The 19,784-nt window shown below is 37.7% G+C and carries 10 protein-coding genes; 6 read left to right on the top strand and 4 right to left on the bottom strand.

Annotated elements, in window-relative coordinates; all coding sequences use genetic code 11:
* Nucleotides 1-6 precede the first annotated feature (6 nt).
* Nucleotides 7-7,395, bottom strand: a complete 7,389-nt coding sequence (locus AOM43_RS01835) for a hypothetical protein (RefSeq protein ID WP_059358795.1) — start codon at nt 7,393-7,395, stop codon at nt 7-9.
* A 256-nt stretch (nt 7,396-7,651) separates the two neighbouring features.
* Between AOM43_RS01835 and AOM43_RS01840 the strand changes: the two genes are divergently transcribed.
* A complete protein-coding gene (locus tag AOM43_RS01840) occupies nt 7,652-8,692 on the top strand; it encodes an endonuclease/exonuclease/phosphatase family protein (RefSeq protein ID WP_006342613.1) in 1,041 nt (346 codons plus the stop codon).
* Here AOM43_RS01840 and AOM43_RS01845 read toward each other — a convergent pair.
* The 3 genes from AOM43_RS01845 to rplM form a co-directional block, all read right to left on the bottom strand.
* The gene (locus tag AOM43_RS01845) at nt 8,689-12,291 is read right to left on the bottom strand and encodes a hypothetical protein (protein WP_226987360.1); all 3,603 of its coding nucleotides are present in this window, start codon (nt 12,289-12,291) and stop codon (nt 8,689-8,691) included. The two genes, AOM43_RS01840 and AOM43_RS01845, sit on opposite strands and share 4 nt — an antisense overlap.
* Nucleotides 12,292-12,466: 175 nt before the next feature.
* Entirely contained in the window at nt 12,467-12,853 is a 387-nt protein-coding gene (gene rpsI / locus AOM43_RS01850; protein ID WP_006342611.1) for a 30S ribosomal protein S9, read from the bottom strand.
* Nucleotides 12,854-12,871: 18 nt separating this feature from the next.
* Nucleotides 12,872-13,315 carry a 50S ribosomal protein L13 gene (rplM, locus tag AOM43_RS01855; RefSeq protein WP_006342610.1) on the bottom strand — a complete coding sequence of 148 codons (444 nt, stop codon included), beginning with the start codon at nt 13,313-13,315 and terminating at the stop codon, nt 12,872-12,874.
* A 260-nt stretch (nt 13,316-13,575) separates the two neighbouring features.
* Between rplM and miaB the strand changes: the two genes are divergently transcribed.
* The 5 genes from miaB to AOM43_RS01880 all read left to right on the top strand — a co-directional run bounded on the left by miaB (nt 13,576) and on the right by AOM43_RS01880 (nt 19,658).
* Nucleotides 13,576-14,889 (top strand): tRNA (N6-isopentenyl adenosine(37)-C2)-methylthiotransferase MiaB, encoded by a 1,314-nt coding sequence (gene miaB, locus AOM43_RS01860; RefSeq protein ID WP_006342608.1) that lies wholly within the window; start codon nt 13,576-13,578, stop codon nt 14,887-14,889.
* Nucleotides 14,890-15,044: 155 nt separating this feature from the next.
* Entirely contained in the window at nt 15,045-15,251 is a 207-nt protein-coding gene (locus AOM43_RS01865) for a hypothetical protein (RefSeq protein WP_006342607.1), read from the top strand.
* A gap of 16 nt (nt 15,252-15,267) precedes the next feature.
* Nucleotides 15,268-16,989 carry a hypothetical protein gene (locus AOM43_RS01870; protein ID WP_059358797.1) on the top strand — a complete coding sequence of 574 codons (1,722 nt, stop codon included), beginning with the start codon at nt 15,268-15,270 and terminating at the stop codon, nt 16,987-16,989.
* Between the two features lie 15 nt (nt 16,990-17,004).
* Nucleotides 17,005-19,014, top strand: a complete 2,010-nt coding sequence (nrdJ, locus tag AOM43_RS01875; protein ID WP_006342605.1) for a ribonucleoside-triphosphate reductase, adenosylcobalamin-dependent — start codon at nt 17,005-17,007, stop codon at nt 19,012-19,014.
* 182 nt (nt 19,015-19,196) lie between these two features.
* Nucleotides 19,197-19,658 (top strand): hypothetical protein, encoded by a 462-nt coding sequence (locus AOM43_RS01880; protein ID WP_059358799.1) that lies wholly within the window; start codon nt 19,197-19,199, stop codon nt 19,656-19,658.
* The last annotated feature ends 126 nt before the right edge of the window (nt 19,659-19,784 follow it).

Here is a 19,784-nt window from a genome sequence, read left to right on the forward strand (position 1 = left end):
AAAAAATTAACCTATTTCCTTGATTTCCTTGATTTCTAACTTATCAAAGGTCACCTCAACAATGGGATGTTGGCGAAGAAGCTTCAATCCTTCAGGCAATCTTTTTTTGCTGATCAATATCAGCAACCAATTGCAAATTAAAAGACGACTTTGTTTCCTCTCTTCATGTGTTTTTCTGCAGGTCCAGGTTTTTAGAATAAATAAGAAGATCTGTTGCAGCATAAAAGCTTCATCAATCGGTTGAAACGCAGCTTTTTCAGCTACCTGCATTAGCATGTTTTTTTCGTTTTCTGAATATGGTGAAAGGTGTGATAAAAATCTCTGAAACAAATCAACGATAAAATAAAATTTTTCCAGATGATTGTCAAATACCTGTAAGTCTATTGTTTTATTGATAAATGCAATCATTTCAATACAAAAAAATCGGTTATTCTCCGAGTCTGTTGGTGCAATTTTTAAGCTTGCCTTAAGCATTGCATGAGAAAGCTCTATACAAAGTTTCGCAAAGCAGTCTCTTCCTTTAGCCGTTTCCTTTAGCGCTATTGTGCAGTTTTCTTTACCTATAAGAGCTGAAATAATGAATCGAAAAATCGGGACTTTGGACAAGCTACCCATAATCGTCATTCCGTGATTTTCTAACCATTCCCATAGTGGCTGGTAACACTCTAATAACAATTCATATCCATGACTATCGCGCTCTTCAGGGGGACGTCGCAAAATCACATTTTGCACATACTGTAGAGAATCGCACGTGATAGTGAAGTGATCGATCGAATTAGCTGAAAGACGGATAAGGTTTTTCAATAATTGATTTTCAATCCACTGTGTGGCCTTTTCAAAACGAACGGGGTCCTTTTCCTCTTTTATTCCCTGGATTTTATTAACCATCATCTTGAATTTTCTTTTCAGAACCGTTTCTTTTCTCAGTGCAAGCATTTTTCCGAACTCATTCTGCCAATGATTAATTTTTGATAATCTTAATATTTTTTCTTCGGAAGAAAGCTTTGTTTCACGTGTTTTTCCAAAATCAAGAAACAGTAATGGGAAAAACACGTCCTGATAGGCATCTAGATTTCCAGCAGCCATGGAAGATAACATGTGTTTTCCAAAGACATGTATTTTCTCATAAAATGAGTCGATGTTTCCTTGAAAAATACGTGCATGAAAAGCTCCCGTTAAGAGCAGAGCTCCTGATTCCAAAAATGTGGCAACATCCATTTCAAGGATATGAAAAATTGTCTCAAAAATCCTTAAAGAGTCATCTTTTGCATACTTTGCAATCTTTTCAAATTCAGCGGAAATTAAATGGATTTCTTCTTTTCCTTTTAAGAAATTGAGAATAGATTCTAGAGTGTTAGCATAGACTTGCGCATTTTTATTCAGCAGTAAATGACCATGTTTAATAAATAACTCGGTTGCTCTATTCGCATCTAAACCATTGATCAGCAATTGGATGGTATCTTCGAATATTTTGGTTTGTTCATGTTCGTTAATTTTCAAAATGACAGAACTTGGCCACTCTCTAAAACAGCATAAATGCAAAAAGTTAAATGTTTTTGGCTGCAATTCTTTTAGCCCTTCAAACTCTTTTAGATTCCCATACAATTGAGCGATTTTTTCGAAGCATGCGTTATACTTCTGACGATCCATCTTCGCTAGTAAATCCGCAAATTTCCCAAACAATTCGATACTCTTTGTCCGGATTTCTGCTTGGTCCGCTACAAAAAGAATTGAGCTCTCTATAAGGCTTGCTTTAGTAGATAAGGAAAATTTTGCACTGAAGGGACTTTTCGCTAATTTTTCAAGAAATTGATCAACAAGCGTAACCGATAAATCCTTGTCCTGAATTTTTTCTAATAAATACTTAAAATCGGAGAAGTAAGTCCGAGGAAAATTTTGCATACAAAAATACCCAACAGAACCAAAAAGTTGCACGGCTTTTTGCCGACTTGAATCGATGGGATGCTTTGCAAGGATAGGAAAAAGATCATTGATGATTTCCATTTTTCCTTTGTCGGAGATCAAAAATCCTTGAGGCCAATCTTGGTAACAATAGAAATAGAGTTTCTGAAAAACCTTTTCGGCCGTTTTAGGGAGTTCTAACTGAAAAAAAATTTCCCCTAATTGCATCTTCTTACACAAAAATTCATTCATGTAGATCAGCTGATCAGCTAATGTCTCAATGATCTGTGCATATCTCACCCTGTTCTTTGGAGAAACTTCCTTTGAATCTAGATAAACAAGCGTTCCTAGAAAATATTTTGCAATTCCCCATGCATGAGAATAATTTTTCTCTAAATTCTTCTTTTGAAGTGTTGAAAGCTCGAACATAATATTCGCAAAGTCAAAAATGCGATCAAGTATGCTGGGATCATTGGCGCACGGGATAGGAGCTTGAAGATTTTTTTCCAATTTTTGAATATCTGATGAAGCAATTAAATGAAAAACTCTCGTTTTTTGGTCTTCACTTGATAACCGTTCCCATTTGTAGAAATAGTTTTCAGGCTTCGTCGATTGCCTAATCCATAAAAGAGCAAATGTATCTAGATAGCGCCAAAATTGATCTTCTTGATTAATGAAAGAATCTACATCAAAGAGCATGCTAAAAAACTCTTTTAGTGCGCTAACCTTAAGCTTTGGGAGAGATTCAAATCTTGAAAAATGATCATAAAAAAGCCTTAAAGACTCTTTGCAGGGATTTTTCTCCATCAGTTTCACGATCGCTTTTCCAAATAATTGATTGATTTGATTTGGCGCTAAGAATTTTTCCACAACAGAAGATTCAAAAAATGCGGACAAAAATTGAAGAGAAGGGGGTGTTTGAACCCAGTCTTCCAAAACGTGATAAGATTCACTCTCTTGAACAGAAAAAAAGTGTGTTTGCAAGTCGGAAAACATCGCTTTAATTTTTTTATTCGGATGTGAAGAACAAAGCTCCATGGCTTCAAAAATAAATTCTATTGCATATTTTTGCGTATAGAGACGAATAAGAACAGCCACCTCTTCAATGATTTGATGACTTTTTACTAACTCACTCACCGTTCGCGCTAATAAATCAATAAAAAGAGCCTCTTCCTCTGGCCCAGGAGATTCCATAAATCTCTTTTGCAAGGCATGGCATCCTTTGATAATCATGCATTCTTGAGTGTTATGTATTAAAAGTTTAACTGAGTCGATTGATAAAGCTTCTGGGTGGCTATTTTCCATCAAAATAGCCATGTGTTTATGCAATGTTATCACATAAGCGAGAGGGTTCTTTTTTTGGATAAGCTTTAGCAAGTGAGAATAAAATTCTGCTTTTTTATCTTTTAAAAGTGGCTCATCAAAAAAAGCTGCAATACGCTTATCTTGCAGCCATTGCTCCGCTGAAAACCCTTTTTCTCTTTCTAAAAGAGACAAGCAACGCATCAAACAGGCGAATTTGTCTTGGGGAAAAGCCTTCAAAACATCGGAGTAAAGTACTCTTTCCTTAAAAGCATGCAAAAATTGATCTTTTATCTTCTCTGACCCAAAACGTTCTATTTTATGACATAAATCCAACCAGGTTACGAAATTTGCGCAATTAGCGTGCTCAGTAATCTTTATATAAGTTTCTAGCTGATGAGGCTGGGGTTTGGTATTTTCTAAAAAATGCTTTAACAGCTTTTCTATACAGAAATCTAATTCTTTTAACATCTCTTCATTTCGCTCGATTAGATGAAAAACAAATTGAGGATGAGATTTTGTTAGACATTCTTCGACAAGTTGTTTCCAGGCAAATTCTCCATCTTTATCTACGCATTGTTTACTATAAAACGCATCAAATATTTTCTGAAAATCCCTCTCGTTGGAAGGTATTAAATGATAACCCACTTTAAGTAAAACCGTAATTTGAGAAGGCGTTTGCGAATGTTGCAATAATTGGGCGCTCCAATGGTTCACAAATGTTACCTGAGAGAAATGCAATAAATGCGTGATCAAAGCTTCCACAATCTCAAAATTCACTTCCACACTGTTTCCTTGGACCATTACACCTTTATAGAGATGATGAAAGCCCAAAACTTCTTCTTTACTCAGATTGGGCTTTTTTAAAGATCGTAACGTGTGCTCTTCTAAACGCGTACGACTTTCACTTTTTAGAGTTTTAAAGCACTCCTGATTTACCACAAGCTGTACCACATCAAAAAACACCTGTTTTTTTGGCAATGACAAGCTATAAAAAAGCAAATGAACATGAAAATCTTGCACCACTTTTTTTAAAGGCTTTGATATCTGCTTATTATGTAAAAGATGCTTTAAACAATAATCAATGCATGAGGAGTACAAAAGGAAGGAATCTTGGCTCCAGATCTCTTTAAGCATCTCATGAAGAAATGAAGAAAACTGGGGAAGTTTATTGACATTTCCCATTTTTTGAATAATGCCAAAAATCCAGTCTATTTTATGTTCTCTCGTGATCAAGTGAGCAAATGACTGACTAGATAAAAGTTTGAGAATGGTGTCGAATAACTTAGAATCTTTAAGATCCCCTTTGGATTCCATCAACTTTGAAAAGAAAAAGTAGATTATTTTTTTGGTTTTTTGAGATCCATCATTTTCCGAAAAGAATGATATGCCCAAAAGACTTTCAGCGGCAGAGAAAAAATGAGAGCCTGAGATATCATCCTTAATCACATTTAACTCAACAGAAAGTAGCTCTTCTTTAGATAAATAGGGGGAATAATTCTGTGGCACCTTTCTGGCCGTAATTTTCCCCTTTTCATTCGTGAGGATAGATAAAACAAGCTGCCTAATTTGCCCATAACTAGATCCTGAAGGTGAGAATTTGCAAAGATCCGTCAAAACTTCTGCTTTGATGAAATGATTTTTTGCTTCAATATGTTTAAACACATATTCTGCAAAAGCTAAGGCATCCTTTTGTCTCCATACTTTAAATGTTTTTCCCTCTCTCCATAAAGATAAACTTTCTTCAACTTCCGAATGACTAATTAACTCATTTAAAATGTCACGCCACATCTCGCTTTTAGAGTTTTTTTTCGTGAGAAGTGTTAATAGAGTATGTACATAAGATTTGTAACCTGAATGAAAAATCTTTTTTAAAAGTGGACTAACAATCGTCTCAAAATGCTCCTTAGCAGTTAGTAATTCATCATTAAGGTCGTGATTTTCAAAAAGAGGCTGGACTTGTTTCATAAATGCAAAAATGAAGTCTACAGGATGGTCTTTGATGTGGGATGAAAAATTTAAAAATAAATCTAAGTGGATTCTTTTGTATGCAACCTCCTGGAGATCGCAGAGTTTAAAGACTTCAAATGCTAACTCTACATTAGTCGACAACAAATGTTCGGCTAAGACACGGATTAAATAGGTCTTTCTTTTTGTCTGAAGAGAATATTTTAAAATCCCAAAAGATAATTGCTGTAGTCGAGGGTCGTTGATGGAAGCCAATGCCTCCATCCAAGCCTGCACAGAAGATGTTGATCGATGAAATATCTCAAATATATTCGCTACGAAGTTGAACCAAGGCTCAATTTTCGAAAAAAACAAAATATTTTCAAGCTGACATTCTAAAATTCTTTTCCTTTTTTGATTGCTTCTTTCATGAATAAAAGGAAATTGCTTGATCACGTTTTCTAACCCCATGAAAGAGGGAATACACGTTTGGCAAGCAGATAACAAGTAATAGTTTAAATGACTTAAAAAAGAATTTTCAGCAAATTCATGTTCCAGGATTGCCTCTTGCAAAGGCTTCAATAATATTTTCATATGCTCCCGATATCCCGAAAGCTGAGAGCCTTCTGAAGCCAAAAAGCTGTTTTGCGGAAAATACGCATTCAAAACATGTATTAAGTAGCGACTTATTTTTTTATCTTTCAATAGAGCTAAACATGTTTGGTAACCTTTTAATGGATCAAAACGAATGAAAACAGACTTGTTTTCCTCTTGAATTTTTACAACAGGAAAACCTTCATGTTTGCTTAAGAAAATTTGGACACTGGATGCATTAAATTGCCCTCTTTTTACTCCAAGGGCTAACAATGCAAAGCACTGATGGATTTGCGTCACATCGACAAACGAAATCCCTAACCGTACACCTTGATCTATTAATGCAAAAATTGAAAAATGATCATCCAGTGCATTGGGAATCGGCAATAATTTCTTATAAATCTCATCCACAAGTATGGGCGAGACATGCTGACTAATACATAAACAAGCGTTGTAAGTCATGGCAAGAGCCATCACTTGATCATGCGGATAATGTTTTTTTAAATAAGTCGAGATCTGCAAAGCATTTTCTATCGTTAAATTATCAGTGGCCCCGATAATGAATCGATCGGTAATTTGCCATGGCAAACTCTTTTTGCTTTTTTCGCTTTGTTGAATAAATTGAAATCCCTGTCCATAGTCTCTTCGGCCCATAGAAATCAAAGCAACGAGCTTAGAAAAAATATGATTATTCATATTGTCTAAATTTTGTGCTTTCAAAACCCTTGTCAGAAAACAGATAATCCCTTGTAAGCCTCCTGCTGCATGGAATTCTCCATCATGAATATAATGACCTCCATTCGGAATTAGGGGAGTGCCATTAACTTTATCTTCTACAATGGAATTCAGACGGATGCTAAATTTCGCGTCTAAAAAGCAATCGTTAGGTTGTGATACAAAAACAACATCACAGTCAACATTCTCGTCAACAGCCGGATTGGATGTTGCTCGCCGATTTGTCCAAGAAACCAATGAGAAGAAAGGGGCTTTAATGCAAAAGTTGTTTAAACAGGCTTTTCGAACCAAATGTCTATATTTTTCATCCACCTGATCTTCTAAAAATTGCAAAACAGCATTTGTCCCTTCAGGTAAATTTTCAGAACGGGCCAAAAGAACCTGATAGTCGTCATCACAATCTTTTTGGCCTAACTCAGCACACAAATCAGGGTCTAATTGTGTTTTTCGATGATTTGTTAATTCCTCTAGAATTTTTGTAAAATAGGACTCGTCTAAAACCTTTTTCCTGACTCCGCTGCCTGCATAACAAATAATAGCCCCTTGCATATGCTTAAGCAGGGACTTGAATAGCTCTTGCATGCTAAAATCCTTAGAAGGCAATCCGCAAAGCTGATTTTTTCGATATAACTGCTGATAAAGCGCATCTAATTGTTTTTGTTCTAGTGCTAAGAGGCCAAAATTAAACCCTCTTCTGAACGGGATGGTTACCCATCCGTGGCGATCGATGTGATTCAACTCTTTTAAAATAGCAATTGTTTGATCACAGCCATCTTCTTTCGGATAAAAATCTTCAAAAAAGATCGATTCACAAACTTGTTCTTCTAAAACTGGTTCTACATAACGACTCCCAATTGCCTGAACTTGAGAGGTTTGACTTACTGAATTGAAGAGAGTCTGTACAATTGGAATCATAAACGTTCTAGGTATTTAAATAATGATGATTTAAAAGCATGAAGGATTTGAAAGAATGTCATTTTTTTCATACTTTGACTGATTTGCTCGAAAAAAAATAACAACATACATAAAAAACATCAATACTAAACAAACTGCCACGATTTTAGAATATTAACTAGCATCAAAATAACCTATACGAATTACTAAAAATTAAGACTTGAATTTATGCAGATGAATTGAAAGAATAGGGAAAATTATAGCTTAGGATTACCCAATGAAGCTTTTCTTACGAGCCCTTTTCTTCTTCAGCTGTCTTTCTCGATTATGTTTAGGCGAAATTTCAAATTCAATTATTCCTTTAATGGAACAGATTGAACAAGGAGAATCGCTTTCTCAATGGAAGTACTCACAGAACCAGTGGATAGAAATACAAGAGGGATTAGGACGCAAGGAAGAAAAAATACGGGTTGTTTCTTACAATATGCTGTTTAATTATATGGACAACCGTCTAGATGAGGTCCACCGCTGGCCAAATAGGTGCTCAAGAGTTGTGGAATTGATTCAGGCGATAAATCCTGATTTAATAGGCTCCCAAGAATTGCAACAAGACCAAGTGGAAGATCTTTTAAGCTTTTTGGGAGATGAATACGCCTTCTATGGAAAGGGAACGTTAGATGGAAAAATGAAAGGAGAGGTCAACGGTATTTTCTATCGAAAATCCCGCTTTAATGTCGACAATGAATCTGTTTTGTTTATGTCCTCTACTCCTCATACACCAGGAAAAGATCCCTATTCCTTTGCCCGAACGTTGACCATTTTAGAACTAGAAGACTTTGTGACAGGCAAACGATTTGCCATTGCGAACGCCCATGTCGCATTTGGCTCGATTGATTCCAGGGATTACTCTGTTCGATTCATGGCCTCTCACATAAGCAAAATGGCAAAAAGATTACCTGTTATTATCACAGCTGATTTGAATACGTTCCCCCATCGACAAGATATCAAAAAGTTCCCTGCTTACGATGGAGATTACCTACATCGTCTTCTTACATCTGCTGGGCTATTAAATGCGCAGAATACATCCCTTCTCGGTTTTTTAGGACCTTTATCGACTTATACAAATGATGACGGGGAAACAAAAAAAGGGGGATTTGATAATCGTTTTCTAAGTACAGGAACTCCCGGCGTGTTTTTAGATCATGTCTACGTAGGAGGGGGAATTACGGTTCTCTTGCATGCCATTGAACCTGCAAAAGTTGACCAACAATTCCCCTCAGATCATCTGCCCGTTATCGTTGATTTAATTGTCGATTAGCCCTTGTTGATTTCTTGGGCTTGCGCTTCGACTTGAAGTTTCAACTGAGCAAATCGATTTTGAACCCCAGCTAACTGGCTGCCTTCTTCTGGTTTCTTTTTCTCGATGATTTTTACCATATTATCTAAAAGACCTGGCCATTTTAAAAATCTATCGACGGGGTGTTTGATCAGTACAAACTGAACTCCCAAATCTGCATCTCGAAAGACTTTTGCTTCAGGCCTTCCTTCCGCAATGACTTGAGCTGCTTTTGTATTAATTTGTCCCATTCCTTGCTGGACTCCCAGCGTATCCTTAATCGCAACAGCTAATTGCTTAAAGGCGGCAGACTCCAAAACTCCTGCAGCCTGCGCACTTGAGGCTTCTGAAGCATCTTTTTTCTCGATTTCATTAAATTGATCGGCAATTGGCTTCAATTGATTTAAATATTGGTCAAACTTTTCTAGAAAATTTTCCAAATGTGCGCCTTCTTCTGGTGTTAAGATTTTTTTTAATGCTTCTTTTTGCACTAGAAGCTTATCATAACCTTTTTGACCTTCTTCTAATTCACGCCTTGTAGAACTTACCAACTCTTTGTGAGCTGATACAAAGTTATTCTGAATGGTTGCTTCATCTAAAAACGTTAATTTAGAACTTTCAACTTGAGCAAGACTTGCTAATGTTCTCACCTGATGCAAGCTAGAGGAAATAAGCGCGGTTTCATTTGCGTTACTTTTGAATAAAGCAGAAAATCGTGGCAAAATTTCTTCAACTTTCGATTTAAAAGCTTCTGATGAGCCAATCTGTGCACGTGCCTTCGCTTGAAATGAAGCAGGTAAAGCTGTAAGGCCTCTGGAGACAATCCCGCTCGCCATTTGCAATGTGGCCAAATTTGGTTCAAACTCAGTGTCTGAATGGGCCAGCAAACGATCCATTTTTTTCGAGATCTCTGCCTCTATTCCTACACTCAATGCTTGCACAGCATGATCTTCTTGACCACCTTCAAGCATAAATGCTGTATATGTCTGAACTTCTTCTGTTAACTTATCGAATTGCTCTTGCGTTTTCCCTGGTTCAGTTTCTAAAAGAGTTCCAATATCTTGCAAAATATTTTGCATGCGTTGTGCTGATTGTTGACGAAGAACGTCCAGGTTTTTTGCTAGTTCCGGGTCTGTTGCCACGGTATTCCATATTGCTTTGGGATCTTGCGTTTCTGAGGAACGGTTCATTTTGAGCACATCTCTAAAACGCTGCTGAATGCTTCTTCCCACCGCTGCTTCTTTTAGCCTATTTAATTCTTCAGCTAATTTTTTAGCCTCGGGTGCTCCAGCTTTGGATAAGGCTAGTTCAGCATTTTTAGTGACCAAAGTCAGCGCTGCTTTCTCATCTGAAGCTTTAAGAGATGGCCGATCTTTTTGCAGCCGTTCACTAATTCCTTTTTCCGAACTTGTTTTTCTTGTTCTAGTGTTTATATATGCACTAAACTTAACTTCCACCTTTTCCAATTCTTTTGAAATATGCGCTCCCTGGGAAGCTCCAGTTTCATGTAGTTGATCCATTTTAGCTTTTAGATCTCGAGGAAATCCCTTTACGGCGATTTCATTTAATACATCAGCTCTTTGCGTATAAAAATCTAAACGAGCTCTTTCTGCCTCAGCCCCCACAAACCTATCATAAGTCGTAAAAACTTCTTTAAAACCTGCATTCGCTGATAATAGAATGGATGTATTCCATGCCTGCATCTGGGCTTTTAGTTGACTAACGGTGTTTTCCTTCTCTTCGGAAGATTTTTCAGAAACCATCGATTCTAACATTTCTTTGGCCAGCATATTTCTTACTTCTGCCGGCGATGCCTTCAGTGTTTGAAGATCCTTGCTGGATTCTGCTTTTAATAATTGCGCCTTTAGTTTTGCCTCATCACTTGTTAATTTCGATGCCTCTTTCACTTCGGGAGATGTGAGTCTAGCTATTGCGGTTTCATTCATTTGCCTGAGTTCAGGTTGTAAAGGACCTTGAGATTTTTCGGCCAGAGATGCCAATTGTTTTTGAGCCTCAAATGCAGCAAATAAAGATTCTGCTGTGTGTTCTGGACCTGACAGAGCTTCTTGTATAAATTGCTCAATGCTTTTCTTAAGATTTACACCTTTTTTATAGTCATCACCAGATTGAGATTTCAAAATATCCAGCTTTGTCTCTAAGCGGGCAACCACACTTTCTTGCTTTAAAATGGCCCTTTCAACATCCGAAGCTAACCGACTAGGACCTTTAGCGACGAGTTCTGATTTTAATGTAGCTAAGGCGTCTTTTTCCTGCTGAATAAGGGTACTAAGAGTCTTGATTTGTTGATTATCTGCTTTTGTCAATTCTTCAACCGATTTAGATGCAACATGTTTAATTTCGAATTCAATGACTTTTTCAATTTTTAAATTATTGACGGCTAAGTCGTTCAGTTTATTTGCAACTTTACCTACTGGTCGATTGAATAAATAGGTCATTAACCCAATTTTAAATTGAGCTTCTTTTTTTTCACTTGAAGAGATTTTAGCTTCAGGAACTTCCACTCTCGTAGATGGAGATCCTTCACCTACAGGAGCTTTATTTTGAAGTTCAGTTTTAAAATAATTTGCTTTTTCTGTACTAATTTCTCGCAAAAGTAGTCGCATACTCGAAATCGGAGTTTGCGGCATTGCACTTTCTAACGAAGCTCTTGTTCTAGCATCAAGTCCTGCAATTTTTTGATCATCATTGAGAAAATTCTTCAAAAAAGCTTGACTAGTGCCAAAACCTCTAGCTAAATTTTTCACTTTTTCAAATTGATTTTCTTTTTTTTGCGGATCAGTTTCTAGTGACAATACTGCGACATGCTTGCGAATTAGAGATTCTATGACCTTCGCTTCTCTGGAAGAGACTTTCTCAGGAGAGACCTTATCTTTACTGGAAAAATTTCTGTTTTCCAGTTTTTTCTCCATGCTTCTTTCTTCGGATGATAATTTTAAATACTTACCCGCATAGACTTGCATTTTTTGCTGCAGCTCAGGAAACTGTGTTCCATGAGGATCACTTACCGCTAACTTAGCATGGGCTTTTTCGAAATTTTGTGCCGCCTTGAGAGGATCTTTGGATCCCTCAAGTAAAAGATCATTGATTTCCTTTCGCATCGCCCCTTCTGCCCCTCTGGCATCCTTTTCACTAACCAGGGTATCGTACTGCTTAGTTAAGGTTTCTACACGAGCTTTTAAGACATGCAAATCCTTTTCTAATTTTGCACGTGCAGGCCCAGATTCTGCGTGGGCAAGCTGCAATTCAATGTCTTTAATATTTTCTTTGGAATGGCGAACCGCCTCTTCCAAATTTCCCTTATCTTTTATTTCTTCACCACTGACAATCAAAGCAGAGTGAGCACTTAATTGACTTTGGGCTCGGAAAACATTTTTTGCTAAATCTTGGATAGTTCTGGAAAGATCTTTAATTTTGGTAGAACCTGATTGAGTCACAAGAGTAACTTTTTCCCGACCTTGAATAAATCCCGGTTTTTGTTCTTCCGTTTTCTGCTGTTCAATTGTTGAACTAGATAAAGAAGATGGTAATGATAAACGATTTGAAGGCTCTGGAATTGACATATTTTAAACTCCCCAACTAAAAGAGTAGAAAAAATTATTATAATCCTTATCTTTTATTATAACGAATTAACTAATCTGCGTGAAGACTTTATTTTAAATGCAAACAAGAGGGAAAGAAAAAGCCACTGAAAAACCAGTGGCCTTGAAAAGAGGGAGTACAAGCGTCCAGACGGAATTAACGTTTAGAGAACTGGAAGCGCTTACGAGCTCCTGCTCGTCCGTATTTTTTACGTTCTTTCTTACGTGAATCACGTGTCAAGAATCCTGCAGATTTAAAATCAGGGCGAAGATCTTCTTGATTTTCAACTAATGCACGTGCAAGACCGAGACGAATCGCAATAGCTTGTCCTTCAACTCCGCCGCCGTTCACGCGAATAATGATGTCATGTTTTTGAACGCCGCCTAATTTTTCAAAAGGAGCTAATACAACTTGTCTTTGAATTTCAAGTGGGAAATACTCATTGAGAGCTCTTCCATTAATATCAATTTTTCCAGTGCCCGTACGGAGGCGCACTGAGGCGACTGCAGTTTTGCGTCTACCTGTTGCAACTGTTTCTTCCAAGTGATACCTCTTTAATTACTATATGTTAGCTTTAATGGGTTTTTGAGCGTCCAAATTATGCTCTTCGCCAGCAAAAATACGCAGTCTTGTCAATTGACCATCAGTCAAACGATTTGAAGGCATCATTCCTTTAATTGCGTGCTCAAGAATATAACCAGGCTTACGCGCTAGCATTGTGCGATAAGGGATCTTTCTCATACCACCCATATACCCAGTATAGTAATGGTAGACTTTTTGTCCTTCTTTGGCACCTGTTACTCGAATTTTATCGGCATTAATAATAATTACGCCATCTCCCCCATCTTCATGTGGAGTAAAAGTAGGCTTATGTTTGCCTCGTAAAATTTTTGCGACTTCAGAAGCAAAGCGACCAAGCGTTTTCCCTGCTGCATCCAGCAAGAACCACTGATGCTTGATATCTTGCTTTTTCAGCACAAATGTTTTTTGTAGATTTTTCGTCATAATTGACCTTTTATACAAAGTTTTCGTGATAAATCATATTGAGAGCATACGCTTTATGTCGTTTTTTGCCAACTTTTTTTGCTTCAAATCTTTCACTTCTTGCTGTTTTTTGTATGAAACCTTGAAAAAGATCCCCTTATCCCCTAAAATGGTCGCAATAAAAAACTCGTATATATAACGCAATGCGTGAATTTAGTCATCAACATCTTATTATTCAACCGTTGCAACACTTTATAATTAAAATCTAATTGAGAACATTCATGCGAAATCCAAAAACATTTTATGTGCGCACCTATGGTTGCCAAATGAACGAGCTTGACTCCGAAGTGATGGTGGGAATTCTCGAAAACCGAGGGTTAGTCCGATCCATGGAAGAAGAAACCGCTGATCTCCTGATTTTCAACACCTGCTCTATTCGTGACTTGGCCGAAAGAAAAGTGATGGGCAAGTTAGGAAAGCTCGGGCGCAACCGGAACCACGATACCATTATTGGTGTGACTGGATGCATGGCAAATGCTAAAAAAGAATCTCTTTTTCACAAGGTTCCGCATATCGATTTTGTCTTAGGAACCAATAACATCCACGATCTAAACCGCGTATTAGATGACGTTATCTCAACCGGAAAGCAAACATCCCTTACCGACACTAAGTTCGAAACCGAACTGGATTATATGGGCGCAAAGCGGGACAACAAAGTGAGCGCACACGTTTCCATTATCCGGGGCTGCAGCAAGTATTGCACCTATTGCGTGGTTCCTTACACTCGCGGTGAAGAAGTCTCACGCCCCCCCGAACATATTGTCGAAGAATGTCGCCACCTCGTCTCTCAAGGATATCGTGAAATTACCCTTTTGGGACAAAATGTCAATAGTTACGGGAAAGATGCTCCTGAATGGGGATGTTTATTTCACGATTTGCTCGAGAAATTAGATGCCATTCCCGGCTTGGAGAGAATCCGTTTTATGACAAGCCACCCTGTCGATATCTCGAGAGAGCTCATGCTGGCTATCCGAGATTTAAAAAGCTTATGTGAATTTGTTCACTTTCCTATTCAAGCAGGTTCTAATCGAATTCTTAAAAAAATGCATCGCATGTACACCGTTGAAGAGTATTTAGAAAAAGTGGCGATGCTAAGAGAGCTTGTTCCCCATGTTGCTCTAGGAACTGACATTATTGTAGGATTCCCGACGGAGACAGACGAAGAGTTTCAAGAGACTTATCGTATTCTAAAAGAGACCGAGTATGCAGTCGCCTTTATTTTTGCATATAGTGCGCGCAAAGGAACCCCCGCAATGCGATGGAAAGATGATATCCCCGAAGAAGTGAAAGATCAACGGTTAAAAGCCTTAATGCAACTTCAAGAAGACATCTATGCAAAACAGCGTCAAAACCTGCTCGACGAAACCCTTGAGGTATTAGTTGAAAGACCAAGTACCAAAGATCCTCGCTTGCTTAAAGCACGTACACGATGCTGGAAAAATGTTGTGTTTGAAGGAGGTGAAGAACTCATTGGGACCTTACAAAACGTCAAAATCCATAGCTATACGAATCAAACTTTGTTAGCCACTTTATAGTTTTAGTCGCATAGGTCCTTAATCTTTTTAGGGATCTATGCGACTCTATCCCATCACTTTCTTTTATCCAAACAATCACCATCGTGAAGAATTCTTCTCTTTAATGCTTTCTTTTATATATATAAAAAATTAGAAAGCCAAATAAAGAGGTGAATATGTCACGTAAAAAAAGAAATCCTGATGACCCTAAACCCCTTAATTTTGATCGCGACGAGGAAAAAGGACCAAGCGACCATTTAAAAAAGCCCTTCATGACTCCCGCCGATGAAAGAGGAGACAATGAAGATGATCAATACTACGACGAAGAAGAAGCTCTCAGTCCAGAAGAAGTAGAAGAACGCAAAGAAGAAGGTGATTTTTAACATAAAGAAAAATGACATGTTAAAAATTTCGATTCAGGACATTTTAAAAACGGCCACCTTTTCTCCAACTGGCTCACACTCTTATTTGTATTACAAAGGCCGTCAGGTCAGACTTTTTGAAACAAAAGCTGTCCAAATCCCATTTAAAAAAATTTCCGCCCTAAAGATGCTAAAATCTCTTCAAAAACAAGAAAAAGAGCTTAAAAAACTCACTAAAGAAGAAAGAGAGGCCCTACAACGGTTTCTTTTTAGAGTTCAAGCAAAAAAGCAATCCTCGGGCCTCATTCGTCTTTTATCTAAAATACAGAATTTTTTGTCTTTTCAAGGATTTTTAACTTCTGCAGAAATCGCCGACAAAATGCTTAAATTCCTTTCGTCCAAAAATGTCACCCCTTGTCAAATCGCCATTCCAGCATCCATTTCCATGAAGAAAGGACCCCTCCTCCCAGAAAAGCCCTTAAAGCAATTCATTGCGGATTATCTGCAAAATTTTATCACAGATACATTTTCACCCCCCGAAACACAATCGACACTTCCTTTAGTGAATGAATTACACAGCGCTGTTATTAAAAATTATCCTCTTCACAACCAAATTGATCTAAAAAAAATTCAAGAACTTGCCCTTCATGTTGTGATGCGCAAAACAATCACGATTTTGCAAACAGTCGAAAAGGACAATTTTGATTCGATACTCGCAAGCTTTTCTGACAAAATTCGCTTCCATTTTGTCCTCTCTCCCTCTTTTAATCTGACTGAAGAAATCATCCGTAGGTTAAAAACAAGTCAATCCCAAAAACTGCGAAAAGATATTAAAAATTTTGTTAGTTCGTTTTTGATGCCTTATTTACAGGGAAGAATTACACAAGATAATGAACATCTACAACGACAACCGATGCTCCAACTACTTTATCAACATTTTGGGAAATGCCATCATTTCAGAAGAAAAACCGGAAAAGTGATCGCTCTCGAGGCTTATATCATTGAAGCCGTACGCGCAATGGATCTTTATCTGAGAAACATACACTATACAAAACATGGGGATGTTTATACCCCCCCTTTCAAAGAAAGCATCATTGCTGAGATCCTTTCACCTCTTCACATCGCCCTGGAAAAAGATTTTCTCCTTACGTTTAAAAAAGAACAATTAAAACTCAAAATTCACGCGGCTTTAATTAACTACCAACAAAAACAAATCAGAGCCTTCCAAAAAGCTTTTGAAGAGATTTGTGAAATTAAACAACAAGCGATTTTGAATTCACAGCTAGAAAATAATATAGTCTTCACTACTCCCTTAGGAAGCTTTAGATGTTTTATTCAATTGCTAAAAACACCTCAGGAAATGAAAGTCTTTATTTATGAAGAAAAATACCGCCTTATTCTAAAAGAAGGTTCTACATACTATTGTGCATTACATTCTCAAGATAAAATGCAGTGGGATGCCCAATTTAATCTTCCGACCGATTTACAAGAATCCCCCCTTAACCCCTCCTTACGCTATCTCGGAGTGAAATTTTATTGTGACAAAGAAGGTCTCACTTACTACATCAATACAACGGGAAAATTTGTGCAAGCCACTCCCAATCAAATTTTACGCATTCAAACGCTAGCAGAATCTATAGAGCAAAAAAAAGAATGCCTCCTTTTTGGTATCGATCGATACGCGCCTGATTTATACCAAGAACAATTAGGCTTTTATAAGATCTATCAAAATACATTGTTCCCAAAAATGAATTTTTAACAAAAGCGGATCGTGATGACAACACCTACAGCAAGAGCCATGGCTGCATCTCTTAGGACATATCACCGCCCCCTAGATGAAGAAACCGATTTTCTTGAAAATTGGGATCAGGTTGTTAACAGAGTTATCCATCATCAACAGTGGCTCTGGGAAAGAGCTTTAGGTCGAAATCTCAATGCCCATGAAATGCAAGAGTTGGAAGAAACACGTCTTCTTATTCTAGAAAGACGCATCGCTCCTGCCGGACGCACGCTGTGGCTGGGGGGAACAGAACTTAGCCAAGTAAGAGAATCCTGCATGTTTAATTGCGCTTACACACATGTAGAGACTGTCTATGATGTTGTCGATGTTTTATGGCTCCTTTTACAGGGGTGTGGAGTCGGATTCAAACCGATTATTGGAACGTTAAATGGCCTTAGAAAACCACTAGAAGACATTCAAATCATCCCATCCAAACGCATTCAAAAAGGCGGACTTGAGCATAATGTCGAACACTATGATCCTCATTCTCAAACATGGACAATCAAAGTTGGGGATTCTGCAAGCGCTTGGGCAAAGGCCATCGGAAAACTGATTGCGGGTAAATTCCCTGCTAAAACACTGGTCTTAGATTTTTCAGAAATACGCCCTGCTGGAGCAAGAGTCAAAGGATATGGATGGATATCTTCGGGCGATATTCCCATGAGCAAAGCTTTTAAAGCCATTGCAACTCTTTTATCTAACCGTGCAGATCAACTTTTGACCCGCATCGATATCTTGGACATTGTGAATTGGCTTGGCACCCTCTTATCAAACCGTCGTTCTGCGCAAATTGCCCTTTTCGAATATGGACAACCCGAATGGGAAGAATTTGCTACCTCCAAAAAGGATTGGTGGTTAAAAGATAACGCCCACCGGCAGCAGTCAAATAATAGCCTGCTTTTTAGAACCAAACCATCTAAAGAGGAGCTTGAATACATTTTCAAGCTAATGATTGATTCAGGAGGTTCTGAACCCGGCCTTATTAATGCTGAGGCGGCAGAGCGACGTGCCCCCTGGTTCAAAGGCTGTAATCCATGTGTCGAAGTTTTACTAGGAAATAAAAGTTTTTGCAATCTCTCAGAAGTCAATCTTTTAGCTTTCTTAGGAGATAAAACCGGGCTTGAACGAGCACTCTATCTAACAGCGCGAATGAATTATCGACAAACCATGGTTGATCTACGCGATGAAATTCTCCAAGAAGCCTGGCATTTGAATAACCAATTCTTGCACTTATGCGGTGTAGGCCTGACAGGGATTCGAGCAAATCCTCTTTCAGCCTATGATTACAAAAGAATGAAAAATATTGCTGTTAGTGCAGCTTATAGCATGGCGAATGAACTAAACAGTCCGCTACCAAAAAATGTAACCTGCGTTAAGCCAAGCGGCACATTAAGTAAAATCATGGGGACAGAAGAATGGGGGGAGGTTCCAGAAGGAATCCATCTTCCTCTCGGAAAATACATTTTAAATTCTATCACATTTTCAAAATATGACCCTCTTGTTAATCGCTTGAAGAATGCGGGTTATGAAGTAATGGAAAAGCCTTTTGAACTAGAGTCCGTTCTGGTTAAATTTCCAATTAGATACGAAAAAATCCCTTTCACACACGCTCTCGTTACGCACAAAAACGGAACAGTTGAAGAAATAGACATCAATACAGATTCCGCTGTGGTTCAACTTGAATGGTATCGTCTTCTACAAGAATCATGGTCCGAACAAAATGTATCCACCACAATTTCTTATGATCCTTCCGAAATCCCGGAAATCATCGATTGGCTTCTCACGCATTGGGATGTTTATGTGGGGGTTTCTTTTTTACTTCGAAATGACCCGACAAAAAATGCTCAGGATCTTGGCTATGCCTATCTTCCCCAAGAAGTTATTTCCAAGACTACCTACGACGATTACGTCAAAACTTTAAAGCCTATTTCATATGAAGGACTTCGCTTACAAGGTAATGCCTTCGATGACACCTGTTTATCTGGCGCCTGCCCTGCGGATTAATTCCCCTATAAAAACTAAGCAATTATTTAACTATTTAAATATTATTCCACTTATTATAAACTTATGCAAGTAGCTGTAAATCTGCTATATAAATTTTGCATAGATCTCTTTAAGCTTACAATTAAACTTTCCATACTTAATAGCTAAACGACACATTTCATAAGAAATTAAGGAAACACATCATGCAAGCCCATCAATATTGGAATACACAAATTTCTAATTTTTGCATAAACAATCTCGGTCCACATCAGTTACATGTCCATAATAAAAATGTTGATGCCAATCAAGAAGAAGACGAAAAAAAAACTTCTTTTAATCGAATTGATGCATTCTCGACATACATTAGCTATCAAATTGCTTCTTCTCAAAATGAGAAAAAAATTTTAATCGATTTATTTAAAAAAGACATTCAGTATATTCAACAGAATGAACCTCAAGCTCTCTGGCAGAAACACATCGACGTCGTACATGGAATTTTAGATATTCTTGCGCTGGTAACCTCAAGTACGGTTCAAAACACCCCCTTGAAGAAACTTCAATCAACGATTGCAAGTCGCCAACAAGAAAAAAACCAAGCTTTGAATAAGTCTTTGCTTTCTTTTCTTTTAAGTCCGACTAATTTTCATAATTGGTATCAAGCATAACCTCTTCATACCAAATTTAATATCTCTTTAAGAAAGTCTTTCTTGAATATATCTACAACTATTTAATTGCCGTAAATTTTAAAACCATTTAGATTGCTTGTCTTTCTAACTCAATTTTTACCTTTT

This window comes from Parachlamydia acanthamoebae (assembly GCF_000875975.1).
Classification (GTDB): Bacteria; Chlamydiota; Chlamydiia; order Chlamydiales; family Parachlamydiaceae; genus Parachlamydia; species Parachlamydia acanthamoebae.